This is a genomic window from Curtobacterium sp. Csp1, from assembly GCF_013347185.1.
Genome location: NZ_CP054594.1, coordinates 2281469 through 2299869 on the forward strand (window position 1 = coordinate 2281469; position 18401 = coordinate 2299869).

Genomic DNA, 18401 nt, shown 5'->3' on the forward strand with positions numbered 1-18401 from the left:
GGAGGCCCGTGCCGGTGCCGCCACGGGCCTCCCGTCCGTCAGCCGGTCGCGTGAGCGATCCTTCCCATCGCCTCCGTCCTGGGATGCCGATCCGCGCGTCGGAGGCCGGAAGGAACGGCCTCCTACGAGCGGAACGGCACCCGACGCGCGGAAGCGCCTTCCACGCGCGGATCGGCACCCCGCGCGCGGGTCAGTAGACGTCGCGGACGTACCGCTTCGCGCGCCGCAGGTCGGCCAGGTACCCGAGCGCGTCGTCGGCGCCCCGGCCCCGCTGCTCGGCGACGACGTCGAGCAGCGCCTGCTCGACGTCCTTCGCCATCCGCGAGGCGTCGCCGCACACGTACACGAACGCGCCGTCCTCGAGCCACCGGTACAGCTCGACGGCCTGCTCCCGCATCCGGGTCTGCACGTAGACCTTCTCGGCCTGGTCGCGTGAGAACGCCAGGTCGAGCCGGTCGAGCACGCCGGACTCCCGGAACGCGGTGAGCTCGTCCTCGTAGACGAAGTCCGTGTCGCGGTGCTGGTCGCCGAAGAACAGCCAGTTGCGCCCGGTCGCCCCGGCGGCCGCCCGCTCGTGCAGGAACCCGCGGAACGGCGCGATCCCGGTCCCGGGGCCGATCATCACCATCGGGGCGTCGCCGTCGGCCGGCACCCCGAACGCGGCGTTCGGCTGCAGGTACACGCCGACCTCACCGTCCGCCTGCACCCGGTCCGCCAGGTACGTCGACGCGACGCCGTGGTGGGTGCGTCGGGTGTCCCCGTACCGGACGCTCGCGACGGTCAGGTGCACGCGGCCGGGGTGGGCGAGCGGGCTCGACGAGATCGAGTACTGCCGCGCCTGCAGTCCGCGGAGGTTCGGCAGCAGCTCGTCGAGCGACGGCGCCGCGGGTCCGGCGTCCACGAGCAGGTCGAGGACGTCCCGCCCCCACAGCCACCGGTCGAGCTCCTGCTTGTCGCCGTGCGCCACGACCGCGGCGAGCTCCGACGCGGGCGCACGCTGCACCAGGTCGGCGACGAGGTCCTTCGACGGCGTCCGGATCTCGCGCTCGACGCGCAGGACCTCGGCGAGCGGTCGGCCGTCGACGTCCGCCGCACCGTCCGCGCCGAGGTGGTCGAGCAGCTGGTCGACGAGCGCCGGGTCGTTGTGCGGCACCACGGCCAGCGCGTCGCCGGCCGCGTACGTGATCCCGGAGTCGCCGAGGTCGAACTCCAGGTGCCGGATCTCCTTCGCGCTCCGCGGCGCGCTGAGCACCCGGTTCACGACGAGCGGCGCCCGGTACGGGGTGCGCTTGGTCCACTGCGCACCCGGCCGGGAGGCACGACCCGCGCCCGCCCCGCCGGTTGCGGTCGCCGTCGGCGCGGCCCCGGCAGTGGTGGTCCCGCCCGTCGCGGCGACGCCGGCCTGGGCGGCGATCCGGTCGAGGACGGCGGCGCTCCAGAGGGCGGCCGGGTCCTCGTAGTCGACGTCGCAGTCCACCCGGTCGTGCACGCGGGCCGCGCCGAGCTGCTCGAACCGCAGGTCCAGGAGCTTCCCGGCCTGGCAGAACTCGTCGTAGCTCGTGTCGCCGAGCCCGAGCACCGCGTACTGCACGCCCTCGAGACGGGGGACCGCGGGGGACTGCAGCGCCTCCCAGAACAGGCCGGCGTTGTCGGGCATCTCGCCCTCGCCGTACGTCGAGGTGACGACGAGCACGTGCGTCATGCCGGCGAGCTGCTCCGGGGTGACGGCGTCGAGCGGGGTCGCCCGACCGCCCAGGCCCCTGGCGGTCGCGCCGGCGACGAGGTCCTCGGCGAGGAGCTCCGCGTTGCCGGTCTGCGTGCCGAACAGCACGTCGATCGTCGTGGTCGGTGCTGCCGGGGCGGCCTTCTTCCCCGCGGCGGCGATGCCCGCGATGAACCCGGCGAGCCAGGACTCCTGCGCGGCCGAGAACGGGGCGTCGACGGGGATGAGCGACCCGGTCGGGGGCATGGTCGTCATGCCGTCACCGCCTCGACCGGGGCGAGCGGCGCGCGGCGGGCGATGTCCTCGAGCGCCGCGGTGGCGAGCAGCTCGTCGAACCGTGCGGCTCGGCGTCGGCCGGCGTTCTTGGCGGTCTGGTGCATCATCCACCCCGTGGTCCCCGGTGCGTCCGAGCTGCGGTTGTTCCGCTGCGCGAGCGCACGCTTGGCGTCGTCGAGCCGCTTCGTCGCGATGAGCGTCGCGAGCTCGTCGTCCGCGAAGGACTCGAGCGTGCGGCGCAGATACTTCACGACCCGCTGCTTGACCTGGAAGTCCTCGGTCAGGACGAGGTTGCGGACCGCCTCGGTGACCCGGGGGTCGCCCGCCGCGGCACCGGGGACGCGCTCCTGCGCCACGTCCTGGGCGACGCCGAGCACCGTGTACGACGACAGGAGCGCGAACGTGTCTTCGCCCTGGTCGCCGAGCGCGGGAGCGCGGCCGTCGAGCACGGTGCGCCGGTCGCGGTAGTCCGTCTTGAACGCGCGGAGCTTGTCCGTCGCGACCGAGGTCGCGAGCTCGTCGAGGAGCTCCGGTCGGGTCGCGGCGGCGAGGATCTCGTCGGCGTCCTGGCTGAGCAGGAGCGCCCGCGGCATGCCGACGTACACGTGGTCGCGGGTGGTCTCCCACGCCGCGAGCAGCCGCTCGGCGAGCGCCGAGCCCGTCGCCTCGAGGTGCCACTCGAGCAGGAGCTTCGCGGCCGCCTCGTGGAACGCCCCGCGCCCGGTCTCCGTGACGGGGAACACCAGGAGCGAGTCGGTGCTCGCGCGCTCGGTCACCTGCCCCGAGGGGTCGTACTGGTACAGGAAGCCGCCGGACATGCCGTTCCCGAGCCCCTTGCCGAAGCCGCCGAGGTTGAGCACGGCACCGCCGGTCATGTACTCGCAGCCGAAGTCGCCGAGGCCCTCGACGACCGCGGTCGCCCCGGAGTTGCGCACGGCGAAGCGGTCGCCGGCCTCGCCCTCGACGAACGTCCGGCCGCCCGTGGCGCCGAACAGCGCGAAGTTGCCGACGAGGACGTTGCCGCCGCGCTCGGCACTGCCGCCGCCCGGCGCGCGGACGACGATCCGGCCGCCGGACTGGCTCTTGCCGACACCGTCGTTCGCGGTGCCGGTGTGGTCGAGCGTCGTGCCGTCGTTCGTGAACACCCCGTAGGACTGCCCCGCGGACCCGCTCGTGCGGATCGTCAGGGCGCCGTCGACCAGCCGACGGCGACCGCGGTCGTCCTCGGCGATCGCCGGGTGCCCGGACAGGTCGGCCCCGCGGAGCTCGTGGTTCAGGATCCGCTCGAGGTCGATGCCGAGCTGGCCGCCGACGGACTTGTCCGCGTTGCCGAGGACGACGCCGTCGACCACGAGCGCATGCTCGTGTCCGTCGACGAGCGCCGTACGCACCTGGGCGATGAGCGCGTCGTCGGTCCGGTAGTCCTTCTCGAGGTACTCCGGGTCTGCGACGACCTTCTCCGGCACCTGCGCCAGGAGGTCCCGCACGTCGAGCCGGCCGACGCTCGCCGGGTGGTCGAGCAGCTGCAGCAGGTCGGTGCGCCCGCGGGCCTCGCGGAGCGACCGCAGCCCGAGGCGCGCGAGGATCTGCCGAACGTCGTGCGCGATGTTGAGCAGGTACTGCGCGAGCGCACGCGGGTCGCCCTCGAACGCCTCGGCGTTCGTGGTCAGGCCGGCGGGGCACTTCACGTTGCAGTTCTTCGCCATGACGCAGCCGAGCATCATGAGCGCGGTCGTGCCGAACTCGAACGAGTCGCCGCCGAGCAGCGCGCTCGTGACGACGTCCGATCCGGTCTGGTGGGCGCCGGAGCACCGGAGCGTGACCTTCTGCCGCAGGCCGTTCGCGACGAGGGCCTGGTGCACCTCGGCGACGCCGATCTCCGCGGAGCGGCCCGCGTACTTCAGGCTCGTGACCGCCGCGGCACCCGTCCCGCCGGTGTTCCCCGCGACGTTGATGACGTCCGCGCCGGCCTTCGCGACGCCGACGGCGATCGTCCCGATGCCCTCGGAGGACACGAGCTTCACGACGACCCGGACGCGGGCGGCCTTGCAGTCGTGGATGAGCTGCGCGAGGTCCTCGATCGAGTACGTGTCGTGGTGCGGCGGCGGCGAGATGAGCTCGACGCCGGGCGTGCCTCCGCGTGCGGCGGCGATGTCCACCGTGACCTTCGGCGCGGGCAGCTGACCGCCCTCGCCGGGCTTGGCGCCCTGGCCGATCTTGATCTCGAGCTCCTCGAGCATCGGGTCGGCCAGGTAGCCCGCCCAGATGCCGAACCGCCCCGAGGCGAACTGCTTGATCTTCGAGCCGCGGATCGTCCCGTAGCGGGAGTGGTGCTCGCCGCCCTCGCCCGAGTTCGACATGCCGCCGACCATGTTCGTGCCGTGCGCGACGGCCTCGTGCGCGGTGGCGACGAGGGCGCCGTGGCTCATCGCCCCGGACGCGAGCGTGCGGGTGATCTCGTGCGCGGGCTGCACCCGGTCGAGGTCCACGCTCGCCGGGGCCGCCTGCAGCAGCGCGAGGAGCGCGGCGGCGGCGCCGGTGGCGCGGAGCGTCACCTGGTCGTCGTCGACGGCGTCGACGTCCACCTGGCCGGGGTGCAGCAGGGCGAGCCCGTCCGCGAGGGCCCGGTGGCGTGCGGAACCCGTGGGTCCCGTCGACGTGAGCTCCAGGCGGAAGCGGGTCGTGCCTCCCGGCAGTCCGTCGGGCGAGGCGGGCCGCGAGCCGGACAGACCGCGCACCGTGATGCTGGCGTTGCCGGTCGTCGAGAAGCGGCCGAGCTCGCGCGCGAAGTCCTCGGCCTCGTCGATGCCCGTGACGTCCGCGGGCAGCGCGAGCACGTCGCGGAGCGCGGCGGGACGGCGGGACCGCTCGTCGTGGGTGGTCTGCAGGAACGACACGTAGCCGGGCGTGATGCGGTGCGCGTCGACCTCGGCGTCGCTCAGCCGGTCGTAGCCGGTGCCCCGGTACGCGCTGTCGGTGATGCCGAAGGCGTCGTCGAGCTGGCCGAGGGTGAGCAGGCGGAGCGCCTCCGAGTCGCCGGCACGCTCGAAGGCCGGGCGCTCCTCGGTCATCCCGCCGAAGCCGCGGACGCTCGCGACGCCGAACGAGTGCCCGGCGCCGTCGGAGCGCTCCTTGAACAGGCCGAGCAGCGGGACCTGGGCCTCGGTCGCGACCGAGCGGGCGCGCTCGTGCCACTCCGTCGCGGCCTGTGCGATGCGGGTGAAGCCGACACCGCCGACCGGGGCCTGCATGTACGGGAACACCCGGGCGAACAGGTCGTCCCCGGTGTCCAGGTAGTTCGGCTCGAAGAACGCGCCGCCGATGTAGCTCTCCGCGGTGCACAGGCCGACGCGGCCCATCGTCTTCGCGAGGGCCTTCTCCGCCGCCTTCCGGAAGCGCCGCAGGGCCAGGTCGGTCGCGGTGACCTCGCCGGCGGGGGCGGCCTCGGCGGGGTACTGCTCCTCGGCACGGAGCCGGGCCGACAGGCTGTAGACCGCCGACGCACCGAAGCCGAGCGCCGTGGCCACGTGATGCGAGGACGGGAGCTGCCCGGACTCGGCGACGATCGACAGGCGCAGGCGCAGGCCGGTCTCGATGAGCCGCTGGTTCACGGCCGCGACCGCCAGGATCACCGGGAGCGGTGCGCGGGTCGAGGACACCGCGCGGTCGGTCAGGACCGCGATGCCGCCCGTGGTGCGCGCGAACGCCTCGACCCGGTCGCACAGGGCCTCGACGGCGGAGCGGACGGCGTCCGCGTTGGCGTGCTCGTCGTCGACGACGGGCACGTAGAGCATGTCGAAGCGCTCGAGCGGGACGACGTCCTGGTCGCGCAGGCGGACCATGTCGAGGTGGCCGAGCACGGGGGACTGCACGACGATCTGACGGGTCGGGACGGCGGCCGTGCTGGTGTCGGCGTCGGCCTGCGCGCTGGTGTGTCCACCAGCAGCCGCCCGCGTGTGGGCGTCGAGCTTGGCGCCGAGGGCCACGCGCATCGACATGCCGTCGGCCTCGCGGATCGAGTCGAGCGGCGGGTTCGTCACCTGGGCGAAGCGCTGCGAGAAGTACTTCGCCATGCCGCCCTCGGTGTCGCTCAGGGCGTTGATCGCGTTGCCGTAGCCCATCGCCGAGATGCGCTCCGAGCCGTTCGCGAGCATCGGGTCGAGCATGAACCGGAAACTCTCCTGGTTCAGCGAGTACGCGACGTAGCGCCCGGCGAGCGACAGGTCCCCGTCGTAGCCGAGCGTGCTCGTGCCGCGCTCGTACGCGGGCGCGGGCAGGGCGTCGAGCTCCACCCGGGCGGCGTCGAGCAGCGCGCCGAAGGGCCTGCGGGCGGCGAGCAGCTCGAGGGCCTCGCGCGTGCGCAGCACCGAACCCGTGCGGTGGTCGACGACGAGCATGCCGCCGGCCTCGATCCGGCCGCGGTGCACGACCTCGTCCGCGGCGAACGCGACCTGGCCGGACTCCGACGCGACCATCAGGTACTCGGCGGTCTGCACGGTGCGGAGCGGCCGGAGGCCGAGCCGGTCGAGGCGCGCGCCCACGACGTCGCCGTCGCTGAAGATCACGGCGGCGGGACCGTCGTTCTTCTCCTCGTACAGCGAGTGGTACTCGAGCATGTCGCGCACCGCTGGAGTGAGCGTGCGGTCGTTCTCCCACGCCGGGGGCATGAGCGTCACGACGGCCTCGACCAGGTCCAGGCCGTCGTCGAACACCCGGCTCTGCAGGGTCTGGTCGAGCCGGCTCGAGTCCGACTGCCCTGGCGGCCGGACGATGCTGCGCGTGCGGGCGCGCGCCGAGGCCTCGTCGGACAGCCGGTTCTTGCGGTCGGTGTTCAGCTCGCCGTTGTGTGCCATCAGGCGGAACGGCTGCGCCATCGTCGGGTGCGGCTCGGTGTTCGTCGAGAACCGGGTGTGGAAGTACAGCGTCCGGACCGAGTGCCGCGGGTCGCGCAGGTCGGTGAAGTAGCCGATCACCTCGCCCGAGTTCAGCCGGCCCTTCAGCACCTGGGTCCGGGCGCTGAGCGACAGCGGGTACAGGGCCGCGTGCGGTGCGTGCTCCTCGGCGGCGCGGGCGTAGGACACCGCCTCGATCGCGAGGAGCGCGCGGTTCGCCGCGGCGTCGACGTCGGCGCGGGACCAGGACTCCGGGGCGCGGAAGACCCACTGCACGATCGGCAGCTGGTACTGCTCGGCCTCCGGGCGGGCGACGCCGTGGTCGACCGGGACGTCGCGGACCAGGAGCAGCTCGAAGCCCTGCTCCGCCAGCTCCGCCGTCACGAGGCGTTCGGCGTCGGCACGCTCGTCGGGGTCGGACGGCACGAAGCAGTTCGCGACGCCGAAGTGCCCGGCGCGCAGGGTCTGGCCGGTGATCGCGCTGAAGAACTCCACCGACAGGTCGATGCTCACGCCCGCGCCGTCACCGACGCCCTCGGCGGACTTGCCGCCGCGGTGGGGGATCGCGCACAGTGCCTCGTCGCCCTTCACCAGGACGTCGTGGCTCGGGGTCCCGTCGAGACGGGTGATGAAGCCGACGCCGCAGTCGCTCGATTCGCGAGCAGGGTCGTACAGGCCGAAGGGGGAGGGGTTCACGAGCGGGTCCAGTGGAGCGAGTGCCGGCAGCGGTCGGCCAGGCTGCATCGGTGGAGCGCTCGCCGCGGGCAGACCGTCGGATGGTGGCCGGGCCCTGTGGGGTGGTGCGGTAGGGCGATGCTACGGGTTGGTATACCGCGCACGCAACAGACCGACCGGACGGGAGGCACGGGTCGGGTCCGGCGGGCGGGCGGCGGCCGGCTGGGTGCTGCTGCCGGCCGGTGCTGGTGCCGGTTCCGCTTCCGGTTCCGCAAGACGCAACGTCGGCGGTTCCTCGCAGCGACATACCGCTGCGAGGAACCGCCGACGCCTGCGTTCCGCGGGCGGGACGGTCAGTTCGTGCGTTCCTCCACGACCTGCCGCTCGTCGCCGGTTGCGGGAGCGGCTGCGGGCGCGGGCGCGGGTGCGTCGCCCGGCCGCACGAGCACGGGGCGACGCCGCGTGCGGAACACCCACGCCTTGAAGAGCACGAACCGGACCCCGGTCGCGACGAGGTTCGCCCCCGTGAGCACGAGCACCTCGGCCCCGTGCGACGCGCCGGGCGTCGTCGCGTGCAGCACCACGAGCGACCCGGACGTGATCGCCCAGGCGATCCCGAACACGACGAGCCCCTGCACGTGGTGTCGACCGGCACCGGCACGGCCGCGCACGCCGAACGTGAACCGCCGGTTGAGCGCGGTGTTGCCGATCGCCGTCACCAGGAGCGCCAGGAAGTCCGCGGTCTGCGCGCCGATCGCCGGGCGGAACAGCGCGTACAGCAGCGCGAAGGCCAGCGTGGAGAGGACCCCGATCGTGCCGAACCGCAGCACCTGTCCGAGGATCCCCACGTGCGGCGTGCTGAACGGACGCCGGCCGATCGCGTCGTACACCGGGGCGATCGGGATGCGTCCGGTGGCCAGGCCACGCGAGACCCGCCACATGCCCTTGAGGTCCTCGGTCGCGGTCGAGGCGATGTGCACCGAGGAGTTCACGTCGTCCACCCAGTCGACGGGGACCTCGTGGATGCGCAGCCCCGCGTGCTCCGCCAGCACGAGCAGCTCGGTGTCGAAGAACCAGGCGTCGTCCTCGCAGAGCGGCAGCAGGTGCTCCGCGGCCTCTCGGGTGACGGCCTTGAACCCGCACTGCGCGTCGGAGAACGAGACCCCCATGGTGCTGCGGAGGAGCAGGTTGTACGAGCGGGAGATGAACTCGCGCTTGCCGCCCCGGACCACGCGGGAGGACCCGACCAGCCGCGTGCCGATCGCCACGTCGGAGTGGCCGGACAGCAGCGGCGCGACGAGGGGCTCGAGTGCCGCGAGGTCCGTCGACAGGTCCTCGTCCACGTACACGAGCACCGCGGCGGGGGAGTCGCCCCACACCGCCTTGAGCGCGCGCCCACGTCCCTTACGGGCCAGGTGCACCGCGTGCACCTCGGGCAGCATGGCCGCGAGGTCGTCGGCGATGCGCGCGGTGTCGTCGGTCGAGGCGTTGTCCGCGATCGTGATCCGCCACGAGTGCTGCAACGAGGTCCGGCAGAACTGGTGCAGGCGCCGGACGTGTGCGGCGAGCGTGTCCTGCTCGTCGTGGCAGGGCACCACTATGTCGATGTCGAGGGTCTGGTCCGAGTCCGTCATGCCGATCAGGCTCGGCAGCGCTCCGATGCGGACCGCAGCAGCACCCTGTGCCGCGCGTAAGAAGGGGCGAGGGCCCTCCGCTCGTGGCACATCGCGGGAGTCACTGCTAGCCTGGCTGAGCTCGCGGCGTTGAGCTCCGAGAAGTGGACCCGAGACCCATCCGGACGGTTGGGCGCTCGGGTCTCGCGCTGTCCGGGGCTGTTCGCGTTCAGGGCTGTTCGGGTCAGGCCGGTTCGACCGCGATCCCTCCGCCGCATCGGCGGCGCCAGTCGCCGCCCTTCGCCCATGCCCACGCGATGGCGTCCGGCGCGGCCAGCAACGGCTCGTGCGCCGCGGAGTCGTGCCGGTGGTGGACCTGCGAGCTCGGCGAGAGTCGTCGGTTGCTCTCGACCAGGAGCTGCCGGTCCCGTCGGAGGAGCGTCTCGTCCAGCTCGAAGCAGAGCGTGGCCGGTCCGTCTGCGGCGATCCCCACGAGTCGTCGGATGCAGGCCGCTCGTCGCTCGACATCGGTCCGCCCGTCCTTCGGGGCGCGGACGATGACCACGTCGCTGATCGGGAGCTCGAGGACCGTCGTCAGGATCCGCCGCCGACGCGGATCGCTCTCCTTGCGCATGTGGAGCCTCGACTGTCCGCGGAGGACCAGTGCGCGCAGTGCCCGGCGGCAGGGCTCGAGGTCGGACCGTGCGACGCCCACCGCGACGAGGAGGTAGTCGTTCGTCTTCGACTCGTCGACGAAGAAGGTCCGCTCTCGACCACCGCGCGCCCCCATGGCGCACCACTCTACATATCAGTCGCAGCCAGGTCAGTCGCCGAGGCCGAGCAGCACCTGCACCACCGCGACGACCGCGAGCGCCGCGATCGGGACGCCCGCGATCCAGGCGCCCGCGCGCATCTGGGTCCGGCGGATGGTCGGTGGCTCGTGCGAGGCCTGCGCGAAGCGCGTCGCCGCGACGAGCTCGGGAGCGCCGGCGGGCGGCTCCGGATCGGGCTGCGGGCGGTCGTCCTCGAACGCCGGGACCTCGACGACGAGGTCCTCCGGCCGGGGGTGCTCCGGCAGGTGGCCGTACCGGTTCTCCATCGCGTCCGCCCTCCGCTCGTGCCCGCAGCGTACCCGCCGGAGCGGCGGACCGGAACGGACGACCGGACGGTCGGGGCGCCGGACGGACGACCGGATCGGTCAGGACGGGGGGCGGACCGGCAGCTCCACCGTGAACGCCGTGCGCCCCGGCTCGGAGACGACCCGCACCGTGCCGCCGTGCGCCTCGACCACCGCGCGCACGATCGCGAGCCCGAGGCCGCTCGTCCCGTGCTCCCGCGTCCGGGACGCCGACCCCCGGGTGAACCGGTCGAACAGCGTCGGCAGGACGTCCGCGTCGATCGGCGGCCCGTCGTTCGCGACCACGAGCCGCACGAGCGGAACGCCGCCGGAGTCGTGCTGCAGCGAGTCCTGCTGCAGCGCGACCTGCTGGAGCGAGACCACCACCGTCGTGCCCTCGGGGGTGTGCGTCCGCGCGTTCGACAGCAGGTTCGTCACCACGCGCCGCAGCTGCCCGGGGTCGCCGGACACCGCGACCGGGTGGTCGTCCGCGAGCTGCAGCGTCCACCGGTGTCCCGGCGCCGTGGCCCGGGCGTCCACGGTGGCCTCGACGACCGTCGCGGTCAGGTCGACGACCTCGCGCACGGGGTCAGGTCCGGCGGCCAGCGCGGTCGCGTCCAGCCGGGCGAGCAGCAGGAGCTCCTCGACGAGGTCGCCCATGCGCCGGGCCTCGCGGCCGATCCGGTCGACGTTGCGGTGCAGGTCGTCGATGTCGTCGGTGGTCCGGGACAGTTCGGCGTAGGCCCGGACGGTGGCGATCGGCGTGCGCAGCTCGTGCGAGGCGTCGGCGACGAAGGTCCGCATCCCGCGCTCGGCGTCCCGTCGGACGGTCAGTGCCCGGGCGACGTGCCCGAGCAGCCGGTTCAGGGCCGAGCCGACCTGTCCGACCTCGCGGTTCACGACGAGGTCCGCCGGCGCGACGCGGGCCGCGATGTCCGGGTCCCCGCGCTCGAGGTCCAGGTCGGTGACGCTCGACGCGACCGACGCCACGCGCTCGAGCGGGCGCAGCGACCGACGGATCGTCAGGGTCAGCGCCCAGGTGGCGACGACCAGCGCGAGGAGCGTGACGCTCCCGACCACGACGACCAGTCGCACGATGCCGGCGTCGAGGTTCCCGAGCGGCAGGGCGGTCACGAACACGTCGCCGTCGTCGCCGACCGCCTGCGCCCGGTACGAGCCGAGCGACCCGAGCGTCACCGTCACGGGCTCGCCGTCGGCCGCCACGGTGGCGAGCTGTCGTCGCTGCGCGGTGGTCAGCGAGTGCTGCCGCCCCTCGTCGTCGGTGTACCCCGCCAGCACGGCGTCCCCGTCCCGGAAGATCGCCACCACCGTGTCGGCCGCCTGCCCGGGCGCGCCGATGAAGGTGTTGTCCGGGTCGGGCCGTGCCGACGACGTCCCGTCCGACCCCGGCGGCGGTCCGCTCGGCCGCTCGCCGTCGCGGCCGCCGGGCGTCCGCCCCGCGGCCGTCGCCAGCTCGGCGTCGAGCCGCCCGACCAGGTACTCCCGGTAGGCGACGACGGTGACCGCGCCGACGACGACGTTCGTCACGACGAGCAGGAGCGCCACGGCCCCCACGATCCGCCACCGCAGCGACGGAGTGCGGACCGGCCGGGAGGCACGGGTCGGCTCCGCGGGACCGCTCACGTCGTCGGCCGAAGCACGTAGCCGGCCCCGCGGATCGTCTGCAGCATCGGCTCGCGTCCGGCGTCGAGCTTCTTCCGCAGGTACGAGACGTACATGTCGACCAGGTTCGAGGACGTGCCGAAGTCCATGCCCCAGACGCTCGCCAGGATCTGCTCGCGGGAGAGCACCCGGTTCGCGTTGCGGGCGAGGTACCGGAGCAGCTCGTACTCGGTCGGCGTGAGGTCGACCGGTTCGTCCCCGCGGCGGACGGAGCGGTCCTCCTCGTCGAGCCGGAGGTCGCCGACGACGACCGCCGACGAGCCGGGCGCCGCGACGACCTGGGGTGCGGTGCGGGCGAGGATGCGCGCCCGGACCAGCAGCTCGTCGATGCCGAAGGGCTTGGTCAGGTAGTCGTCGCCGCCGCCCGTCAGCCCGGCGAGCCGGTCCTCGGGGGCGTCCCGCGCGGTGAGGAACAGCACGCGGACCGGGTCCCGGCCGTCGCGGAGGCGCTCGAGGACCTCGAACCCGTCGATGTCCGGCAGCATCACGTCGAGCACGACCACGTCCGGCAGGAACTCCCGGGCGGCGAAGAGCACGTCGCGGCCCCGGTGCACGGTGCGCACGGCCCAGCCGTCGCCCGTGAACGCGAGGGCGACGGCCTCGGCGAGCGCGTGCTCGTCGTCGACGACGAGGACCCGGACGGGTGAGCCGTCGGTCCGCCGCAGTGCTCGGTCGGCCATGTCGGCGAGCCTATCCGGGCCCTCGTCGTGCATCACTTCGCGGTGGTCAGGTCGTAGACCGTCGACCCGCCGACGGTGGTGCTGTCGTAGTTCGCCGCCACCCACTCCTGGATCGCCGATGCGGTGGACGAGCCGCCGCCCATCCCGCCGCGGCTCCCCGAGCTGATGTAGTAGCTGACCTTGCCCTCGGCGACGAGCGCCTCGAACTCGGCGAGGGTCGGGGTCGGGTCGCTCGACCAGCCGCCGATCGCCATCACCGCGGTGTCGGAGTCGAGTTCGAGCTGCGCGGCCGACTGGGAACCGTTCACCGCGGCGGACCACGTCGTGTCCGTCGCCGCGAGGAGCTTCGTGAGCGCCGCGGAGGTCGTCGCCCCCTCGCCGCCCGTGCCGCCGCCCGTCCGGCCGTCCTCGCCGGTGGTGCCCTGGTCGCTCGTGCCCTCGCCGGTGGTGCCCTCGCCGCTGGCGCCCTGGCCGGACGTGCCCTCGCCGGTCGCGCCGCCGGGCATCGTCGGCATCGCGCCGGTCGGCGGCTGGCCACCGGGACCCTGCTGTGTGCCGGAGCTGCCCGCGCCGTCGGACCCGTCGGTCTCGGAACCGGCGGCCGATCCGCCGGGGCCTGCCGTGCCTCCCGGCATGCCGCCACCACCGGGACTGCCACCGAACCCACCGGAGCTGCTGCCCGCCGGACCGACGCTCGGGATCGACCCGGAGTGCGCGACGGTGGTCGTGACGAGGGCGTAGGCGGTGGTGCCGGTCAGGCCGAACAGCGTGCCGGCGAGGACGCCCACGGCGACCAGGCGGCGGAGGGTCGGCACGCTGCCGACCACGATCGCGGCCGCGGCGAGGAGTCCGCCGAACAGCACCACCCAGCGCAGCCAGGGGAGCCAGGTGGGGTCCTCGTTCAGCAGGCACCAGCTCCAGAACGCGGTCCCGCCGACCATCGCGGCGAGGCCGAGGCGACCGGTGACGCGCTCGCGGGCGTGCCAGAGCAGGGCGCCGCCGGTGCCGACGAGACCGGCGATCGCCGGGGCGAGGGCCACCGTGTAGTACGGGTGGATCGTGCCGGACATGAACGAGAAGACGAGCCCGGTGACGAGCAGCCAGCCACCCCACAGCACCAGGCCGGCGCGGGCGGGATCGGCGAGGTGCCGACGGCCGACGACCACCAGGCCGAGGACGAGCGCGACGAGTGCGGCGGGCAGGAGCCACGAGATCTCGAGCCCCATCTCGGACGAGAAGAGACGGTCCAGGCCGGTCGAGCCGCCGAACGACGACCCCGCGGTGCCGCCGCCCGTCCCGCCGCCACCGCCGCCGTTGCCCGAGCCGCCGAAGATCCGGCCGAGGCCGTTGTACCCGAAGACGAGGTCGAGGACGGTGTTGTCCGTCGATCCGCCGATGTACGGGCGGGACTCGGCGGGCCAGAGCGCCACGGCGACGACCCACCAGCCGGCGGACACGACGAGGGACACCGCCGCGATGCCGAGGCCGATCGCGCGCTTCCCCCACGACGTGCGGGCGGCGACCAGGTACACCAGCCCGAAGACCGGCAGGACGAGCAGGCCCTGCAGCATCTTCGTCAGGAACGCGAAGCCGAGGGCGACCCCCGCGAGGGCGATCCACCGCCAGCTGCCCCGGGGCAGGGCGCGGACGGTGCAGTACGCACCCGCGGTCATGAGCAGGACGAGCAGCGCGTCCGGGTTGTCGAAGCGGAACATCAGCGCCGCCGCCGGGGTCGCCGCGACGACGAACCCGGCGAGGAGCGCACCGACGTTCGCGGTGGTCGTGCCGAGGCGGGCGATGGTCCGTCGCACGGTGCCCCACACGAGGGCGACCGAGGCGACGGCCATGAGCGCTTGGGGCAGCAGCAGGCTCGTCGACGAGAAGCCGAACAGCCGCGCGGACAGCACCATCACCCAGAGCGAGGCCGGGGGCTTGTCGACGGTGATGAAGTTCGACGAGTCGAGCGAGCCGAAGAAGAACGCCTCCCACGACTTCGTACCGGCCTGCACGGCAGCGGCGTAGAAGCTGTTCGCGTACCCGGAGACGCTGAGGTCCCAGCAGTACACGACGGCGGTCAGGACGAGGAGGGCCCAGAACGCCGGCCGGAGCCAGCGGGCGTCCTCGCGCTCGCCGGCGAACAGGCGGACGAGCGGCGGTCGACGCCGGTCCCGCGCGGCGGTGGTCCCGCCGGGACGTGCGTGGCCCGGACGGTCGGTCACGGGGGTCGGGTACGTGGTCATGCCGGTGAGCCTCCCCGGCGTTCCCCGTGCGACCCGATGCGCTGCCTTGGCGCTCCCTAAGACCCGTCGGTGGGGTGAGGGTCAGGCGTAGCGACGCGCGGCGCGCAGGGCTGCGGCCGTGTACGACCCGCCGAACAGGTACACGTGGAGCAGCAGCGGTGCGAGCTGGTGCAGCTCGACCCGCTCCTGCCAGCCGTCGGCGAGCCGGGACTCCTCGTCGTACGCGGCCAGCACCGTCTCGAGCCGCGCGAGCCCGAACAGCCCCAGCAGCGCGAGGTCGGTCTCCGCGTGCCCGCCGTGCGGCGTCGCGTCGATGAGCACCGCGCCGGTCGGCTCCGAGCTGTCCGTCGGCCAGAGGACGTTCCCGGCCCACAGGTCCCCGTGCACCCGGGCGGGTCCGTCCCCGACGAGCGCGGGCTGCGGCGACCCGAGCGAACCGTCCTCCAGCCGGTCGGCGACCCGGTCGAACACCGCTGCCTCGGCACCGTCGAAGCCGCCCCGGTCGACGATCCGCTGCACGAAGTCGCGGATCCGGTACTCGGCGAAGAACGCGCCCCACGTCGCCGGTGCGTCCGCCGCGGCGGTGAACGGCGTGCGCGAGCGCCCCATCCGCAGCCCCGCGCTCGCCGGGAACCCGGGGGACGGCGCTCCCCAGTGCGCGGCACCGGCGGCGTGGGTGTGCGCGAGCGACCGGCCGAAGCGCTCGGCCTGGGCCCGGGTCGGGGCGCCGTCGCTGATGCGCTCGAGGTGCAGGACCGTGGAGGACGGGTGCGCGAGGACCCGGGCGGTGCGGGTGCCGCCGGTGTCCTCGGCCTCGGCGAGCCAGCGCAGGCCGGCGGCCTCGGCGGTAGCCTCGTCCGGGTCGGTGAAGGTCTTCACGTGGGTGTCGGGCACGTGTCCATCCTGCCTACGGCGGCTGGGCGTCACACCGAGTCCACCAGTGCCTGCGCCAACGGGTGCCACGGCCGCGACGACGGCCCGCTCAGCACCAGCGTCCGCACGTACCGCGGCTCGACCGGCAGCATCACGAGGTCGGCGGGCAGCATCACGCGCCCGAGCGACGGCACGATCGACACCCCCTCCCCGCGCTGGATCATCCCGAACATCGTGCTCATCTCGCGGACCCGGTGCGCCCAGCGGAACGGCTGCCCGGCCAGTTCGTGCATCCGCTGGATCTGGTGCTCGCACCCACCGCCGCCCGCGACCAGCCCGTCGTCGTGCAGGTCGTCGAGCGTCAGCTGCTCGGTCCCGGCGAGCGGGTGGTCACGGCGCACGACGGCGGCCATCTCGTCCCGCGCGACCACCACGCCGCCGGCCGGCACCGGGGACGGGTCGACGAGCACCGCGGCGTCCACCGTCCCGCCCTCGAGCCACTCGGGCATCTCGTCGTCGTCCCCCTCGTAGACCTGCACGTCGACACCCGGCAGCGTCACCGCCCACAGTTCACGCAGCCGGGGGAGCAGCCCCTGGCAGACCGTCGGCACGGCGGCCAACCGGACCGTGCCGCGGTCCGTGGCGGGCCGGACCACCGCCTCCAGGGCGTCGACCGAGGCGAGCACGCTGCGGGCGTGGGCCAGCAGCCGGTCCCCGAGCGGGGTGGGCGCGGTCGCCGCGCTGCGGCGCAGCACGCTCCCGCCGACCTCGCGCTCGAGTCCCGCGACGGCGTGCGAGACGGCGGACTGCCCGACGCCGAGCGCGGTCGCGGCACCGGTGAACGACCCGGCGTCGACGGTCGCGACGAATGCACGGAGCTGCGGGATCGAGACGGTCATGCGCTTCCTTCATGGGCCCATGCAGCACATTCGTTCGACACATGCGCCGCGGTGCTCGATGCTACCCCTCGTGAACGCCCTCCTCTACGTGCTCGTCGCCCTCACCTGGGGGTCCAGCTTCTTCTTCGCGAAGATCGGGCTCGAGGGGCTCGCCCCGCAGCAGGTCGCGACCGTGCGGACCGTGCTCGGCGCCCTGACGCTCGTGGTCGTGCTGCTCGTCACGCGGCGTCGGTGGCCGCGGGAACGCCGGGTGTGGGGGCACCTGCTCGTCGTCGCGGTGTTCCTCAACGCGGTGCCGTCGTCGCTGATGGCCTGGGCGGAGCAGACCGTGCCGTCGGGGCTCGCGAGCATCTACAACGCGACGACGCCGATCATGACGCTGCTCGCGCTGGCCGTCCTGGTGCCGAGCGAACGCCTGTCGCGTCGGCAGGTCGGCGGCGTCGTGCTCGGGATCGTCGGCGTGCTCGTCCTGGTCGGCCCGTGGAGCCTGGTGGGGGACCCCGCGGTGCTCGCGACCGTCCCGGGACAGGTCGCCCTGCTCGGGATGACCGCGTCCTACGGCGTCGGCCTGGCGTGGCTCCGCCGCTTCGGCGTCGGCAGCGGGCAGGACCCGACGACCGTCGCGACGGTGCAGCTCACCCTGGCGGCGTTGCTCATGCTGCTGGTCGCGCCCGTCGTCGCGACGGGTCCGGTGCAGCTGGACTGGAGGATCGTGGCCGCGATGGTCGCGCTCGGTGCGGTCGGCACAGGGCTGGCCTACGCGTGGAACACGCGCCTGGTCGGCGCGTGGGGTGCCGGTCGGGCGTCGACCGTGACGTACCTGACCCCGGTGGTCGGGGTCGCGCTCGGCGTGCTCGTGCTCGGTGAGCCGCTGCGGTGGAACGAGCCCGTCGGCGGAGTCGTCGTGCTCGCGGGGATCGCGCTGGCGTCGGGACGGCTGGCCGTCCGGAGGCGCCGGAGGTCCGCCGTGGCCCCGGCCGGTGCCGGTCAGGGGCGCGTGTAGTCGAACTGCAGCCGCATCCGGTCGCCACGGAACACGATCGTCGAGTACTCGAACGTCGTCCCGGCCCGGTCGGCGATGACGTCGGTGAGCTGCAGCGCCGGGTCGCCCCGACGCAGGCCGAGCAGCCCGGCGTCGGCCTCGGCCACGGCGACGGCCTCGAGCCCCTCCGCGACGTCGTGCATCGCCAGGCCGAAGGCGTCCTCGAGCACGACGCAGAGCTGCTCCTCGACGACGTCCAGCGCGTCGAGGGTGGGCGCGAGGGCCGCCGGGACGAACGACCGGTGCACGCTGAGGGGCTTGCCGTCGACGGACCGCAGCCGGACGATCGCGAAGACGTCGTCGGTGCGGCCGAGGCCCAGGCGGTCCCGGATGCGGGCTGGCGCCGGGGCCCGGTCGATCGACACGAGCGTCGTGGTGATGTCGTAGCCGAGCACCTCGAGCTGCTCGCGGATGCCGCGGTACGCCGGGGAGACCGCGCTGATCTTCTCGGGCGCGACGAACGTGCCCTTGCCGGGGACCCGGTGGAGCACGCCGTCAGTGGTCAGCTTCGTCAGGACGCCGCGCACCGTCATCCGGCTGGTCCCGTAGTGCCGGTTCAACTCGTTCTCGGACGGGATCCGTTGGCTCGGCGCCCACTCGCCGCTCGCGATCTTCGCCGTGAAGATGTCCTCGAGCTGCTGGTAGATGGGCACGGCGGAGTCGCGGTCCACCTCGTCGACCACGATCC

General features: G+C 73.8%; 12 protein-coding genes. 1 reads left to right on the forward strand and 11 read right to left on the reverse strand.

The features are described 5' to 3' along the window. Positions 1–190: 190 nt before the first annotated feature. The 10 genes from HUN58_RS10920 to HUN58_RS10965 all read right to left on the reverse strand — a co-directional run bounded on the left by HUN58_RS10920 (position 191) and on the right by HUN58_RS10965 (position 16671). A complete protein-coding gene (locus tag HUN58_RS10920; protein WP_180224752.1) occupies positions 191–1978 on the reverse strand; it encodes a sulfite reductase subunit alpha in 1788 nt (595 codons plus the stop codon). Then, positions 1975–7587: a glutamate synthase-related protein gene (locus tag HUN58_RS10925; RefSeq protein ID WP_217488515.1), complete on the reverse strand. Its 5613-nt coding sequence runs from the start codon at positions 7585–7587 to the stop codon at positions 1975–1977. The genes HUN58_RS10920 and HUN58_RS10925 overlap by 4 nt, the downstream gene beginning before the upstream one ends. Before the next feature lie 332 nt (positions 7588–7919). After that, the gene (locus HUN58_RS10930) at positions 7920–9200 is read right to left on the reverse strand and encodes a glycosyltransferase (protein WP_141862669.1); all 1281 of its coding nucleotides are present in this window, start codon (positions 9198–9200) and stop codon (positions 7920–7922) included. A gap of 223 nt (positions 9201–9423) precedes the next feature. Then, positions 9424–9969, reverse strand: a complete 546-nt coding sequence (locus HUN58_RS10935) for a hypothetical protein (protein WP_180224754.1) — start codon at positions 9967–9969, stop codon at positions 9424–9426. A 33-nt stretch (positions 9970–10002) separates the two neighbouring features. Continuing rightward, the gene (locus tag HUN58_RS10940) at positions 10003–10278 is read right to left on the reverse strand and encodes a hypothetical protein (protein ID WP_180224755.1); all 276 of its coding nucleotides are present in this window, start codon (positions 10276–10278) and stop codon (positions 10003–10005) included. A gap of 99 nt (positions 10279–10377) precedes the next feature. Next, complete coding sequence (locus tag HUN58_RS10945; protein WP_180224756.1) at positions 10378–11862, reverse strand: cell wall metabolism sensor histidine kinase WalK; 1485 nt, start codon at positions 11860–11862, stop codon at positions 10378–10380. A gap of 74 nt (positions 11863–11936) precedes the next feature. After that, positions 11937–12659 (reverse strand): response regulator transcription factor, encoded by a 723-nt coding sequence (locus HUN58_RS10950; protein ID WP_141862663.1) that lies wholly within the window; start codon positions 12657–12659, stop codon positions 11937–11939. A gap of 32 nt (positions 12660–12691) precedes the next feature. Next, positions 12692–14899 (reverse strand): glycosyltransferase family 39 protein, encoded by a 2208-nt coding sequence (locus HUN58_RS10955; RefSeq protein WP_180224757.1) that lies wholly within the window; start codon positions 14897–14899, stop codon positions 12692–12694. 81 nt (positions 14900–14980) lie between these two features. Then, the gene (locus HUN58_RS10960) at positions 14981–15793 is read right to left on the reverse strand and encodes a fructosamine kinase family protein (RefSeq protein ID WP_058743188.1); all 813 of its coding nucleotides are present in this window, start codon (positions 15791–15793) and stop codon (positions 14981–14983) included. A gap of 29 nt (positions 15794–15822) precedes the next feature. Continuing rightward, positions 15823–16671, reverse strand: a complete 849-nt coding sequence (locus tag HUN58_RS10965; protein ID WP_114850562.1) for a LysR family transcriptional regulator — start codon at positions 16669–16671, stop codon at positions 15823–15825. A 70-nt stretch (positions 16672–16741) separates the two neighbouring features. Between HUN58_RS10965 and HUN58_RS10970 the strand changes: the two genes are divergently transcribed. Further along, positions 16742–17674 carry a DMT family transporter gene (locus tag HUN58_RS10970; protein ID WP_217488516.1) on the forward strand — a complete coding sequence of 311 codons (933 nt, stop codon included), beginning with the start codon at positions 16742–16744 and terminating at the stop codon, positions 17672–17674. On the opposite strand, the gene HUN58_RS10975 is transcribed toward HUN58_RS10970, so the two are convergent. Further along, on the reverse strand, positions 17659–18396 hold the full coding sequence (locus HUN58_RS10975; protein WP_058743185.1) for a GntR family transcriptional regulator: 738 nt from the start codon (positions 18394–18396) through the stop codon (positions 17659–17661). The genes HUN58_RS10970 and HUN58_RS10975 overlap by 16 nt on opposite strands. Positions 18397–18401: the final 5 nt, after the last annotated feature.

What these genes read in the sequence shown, in the direction of transcription:
- HUN58_RS10940 (WP_180224755.1), bottom strand. Translation starts at nt 10,278, where the DNA reads ATGGAGAACCGGTACGGCCACCTGCCGGAGCACCCCCGGCCGGAGGAC.
- HUN58_RS10950 (WP_141862663.1), bottom strand. Translation starts at nt 12,659, where the DNA reads ATGGCCGACCGAGCACTGCGGCGGACCGACGGCTCACCCGTCCGGGTC.
- HUN58_RS10920 (WP_180224752.1), bottom strand. Translation starts at nt 1,978, where the DNA reads ATGACGACCATGCCCCCGACCGGGTCGCTCATCCCCGTCGACGCCCCG.
- HUN58_RS10965 (WP_114850562.1), bottom strand. Translation starts at nt 16,671, where the DNA reads ATGACCGTCTCGATCCCGCAGCTCCGTGCATTCGTCGCGACCGTCGAC.
- HUN58_RS10935 (WP_180224754.1), bottom strand. Translation starts at nt 9,969, where the DNA reads ATGGGGGCGCGCGGTGGTCGAGAGCGGACCTTCTTCGTCGACGAGTCG.
- HUN58_RS10930 (WP_141862669.1), bottom strand. Translation starts at nt 9,200, where the DNA reads ATGACGGACTCGGACCAGACCCTCGACATCGACATAGTGGTGCCCTGC.
- HUN58_RS10955 (WP_180224757.1), bottom strand. Translation starts at nt 14,899, where the DNA reads ATGACCACGTACCCGACCCCCGTGACCGACCGTCCGGGCCACGCACGT.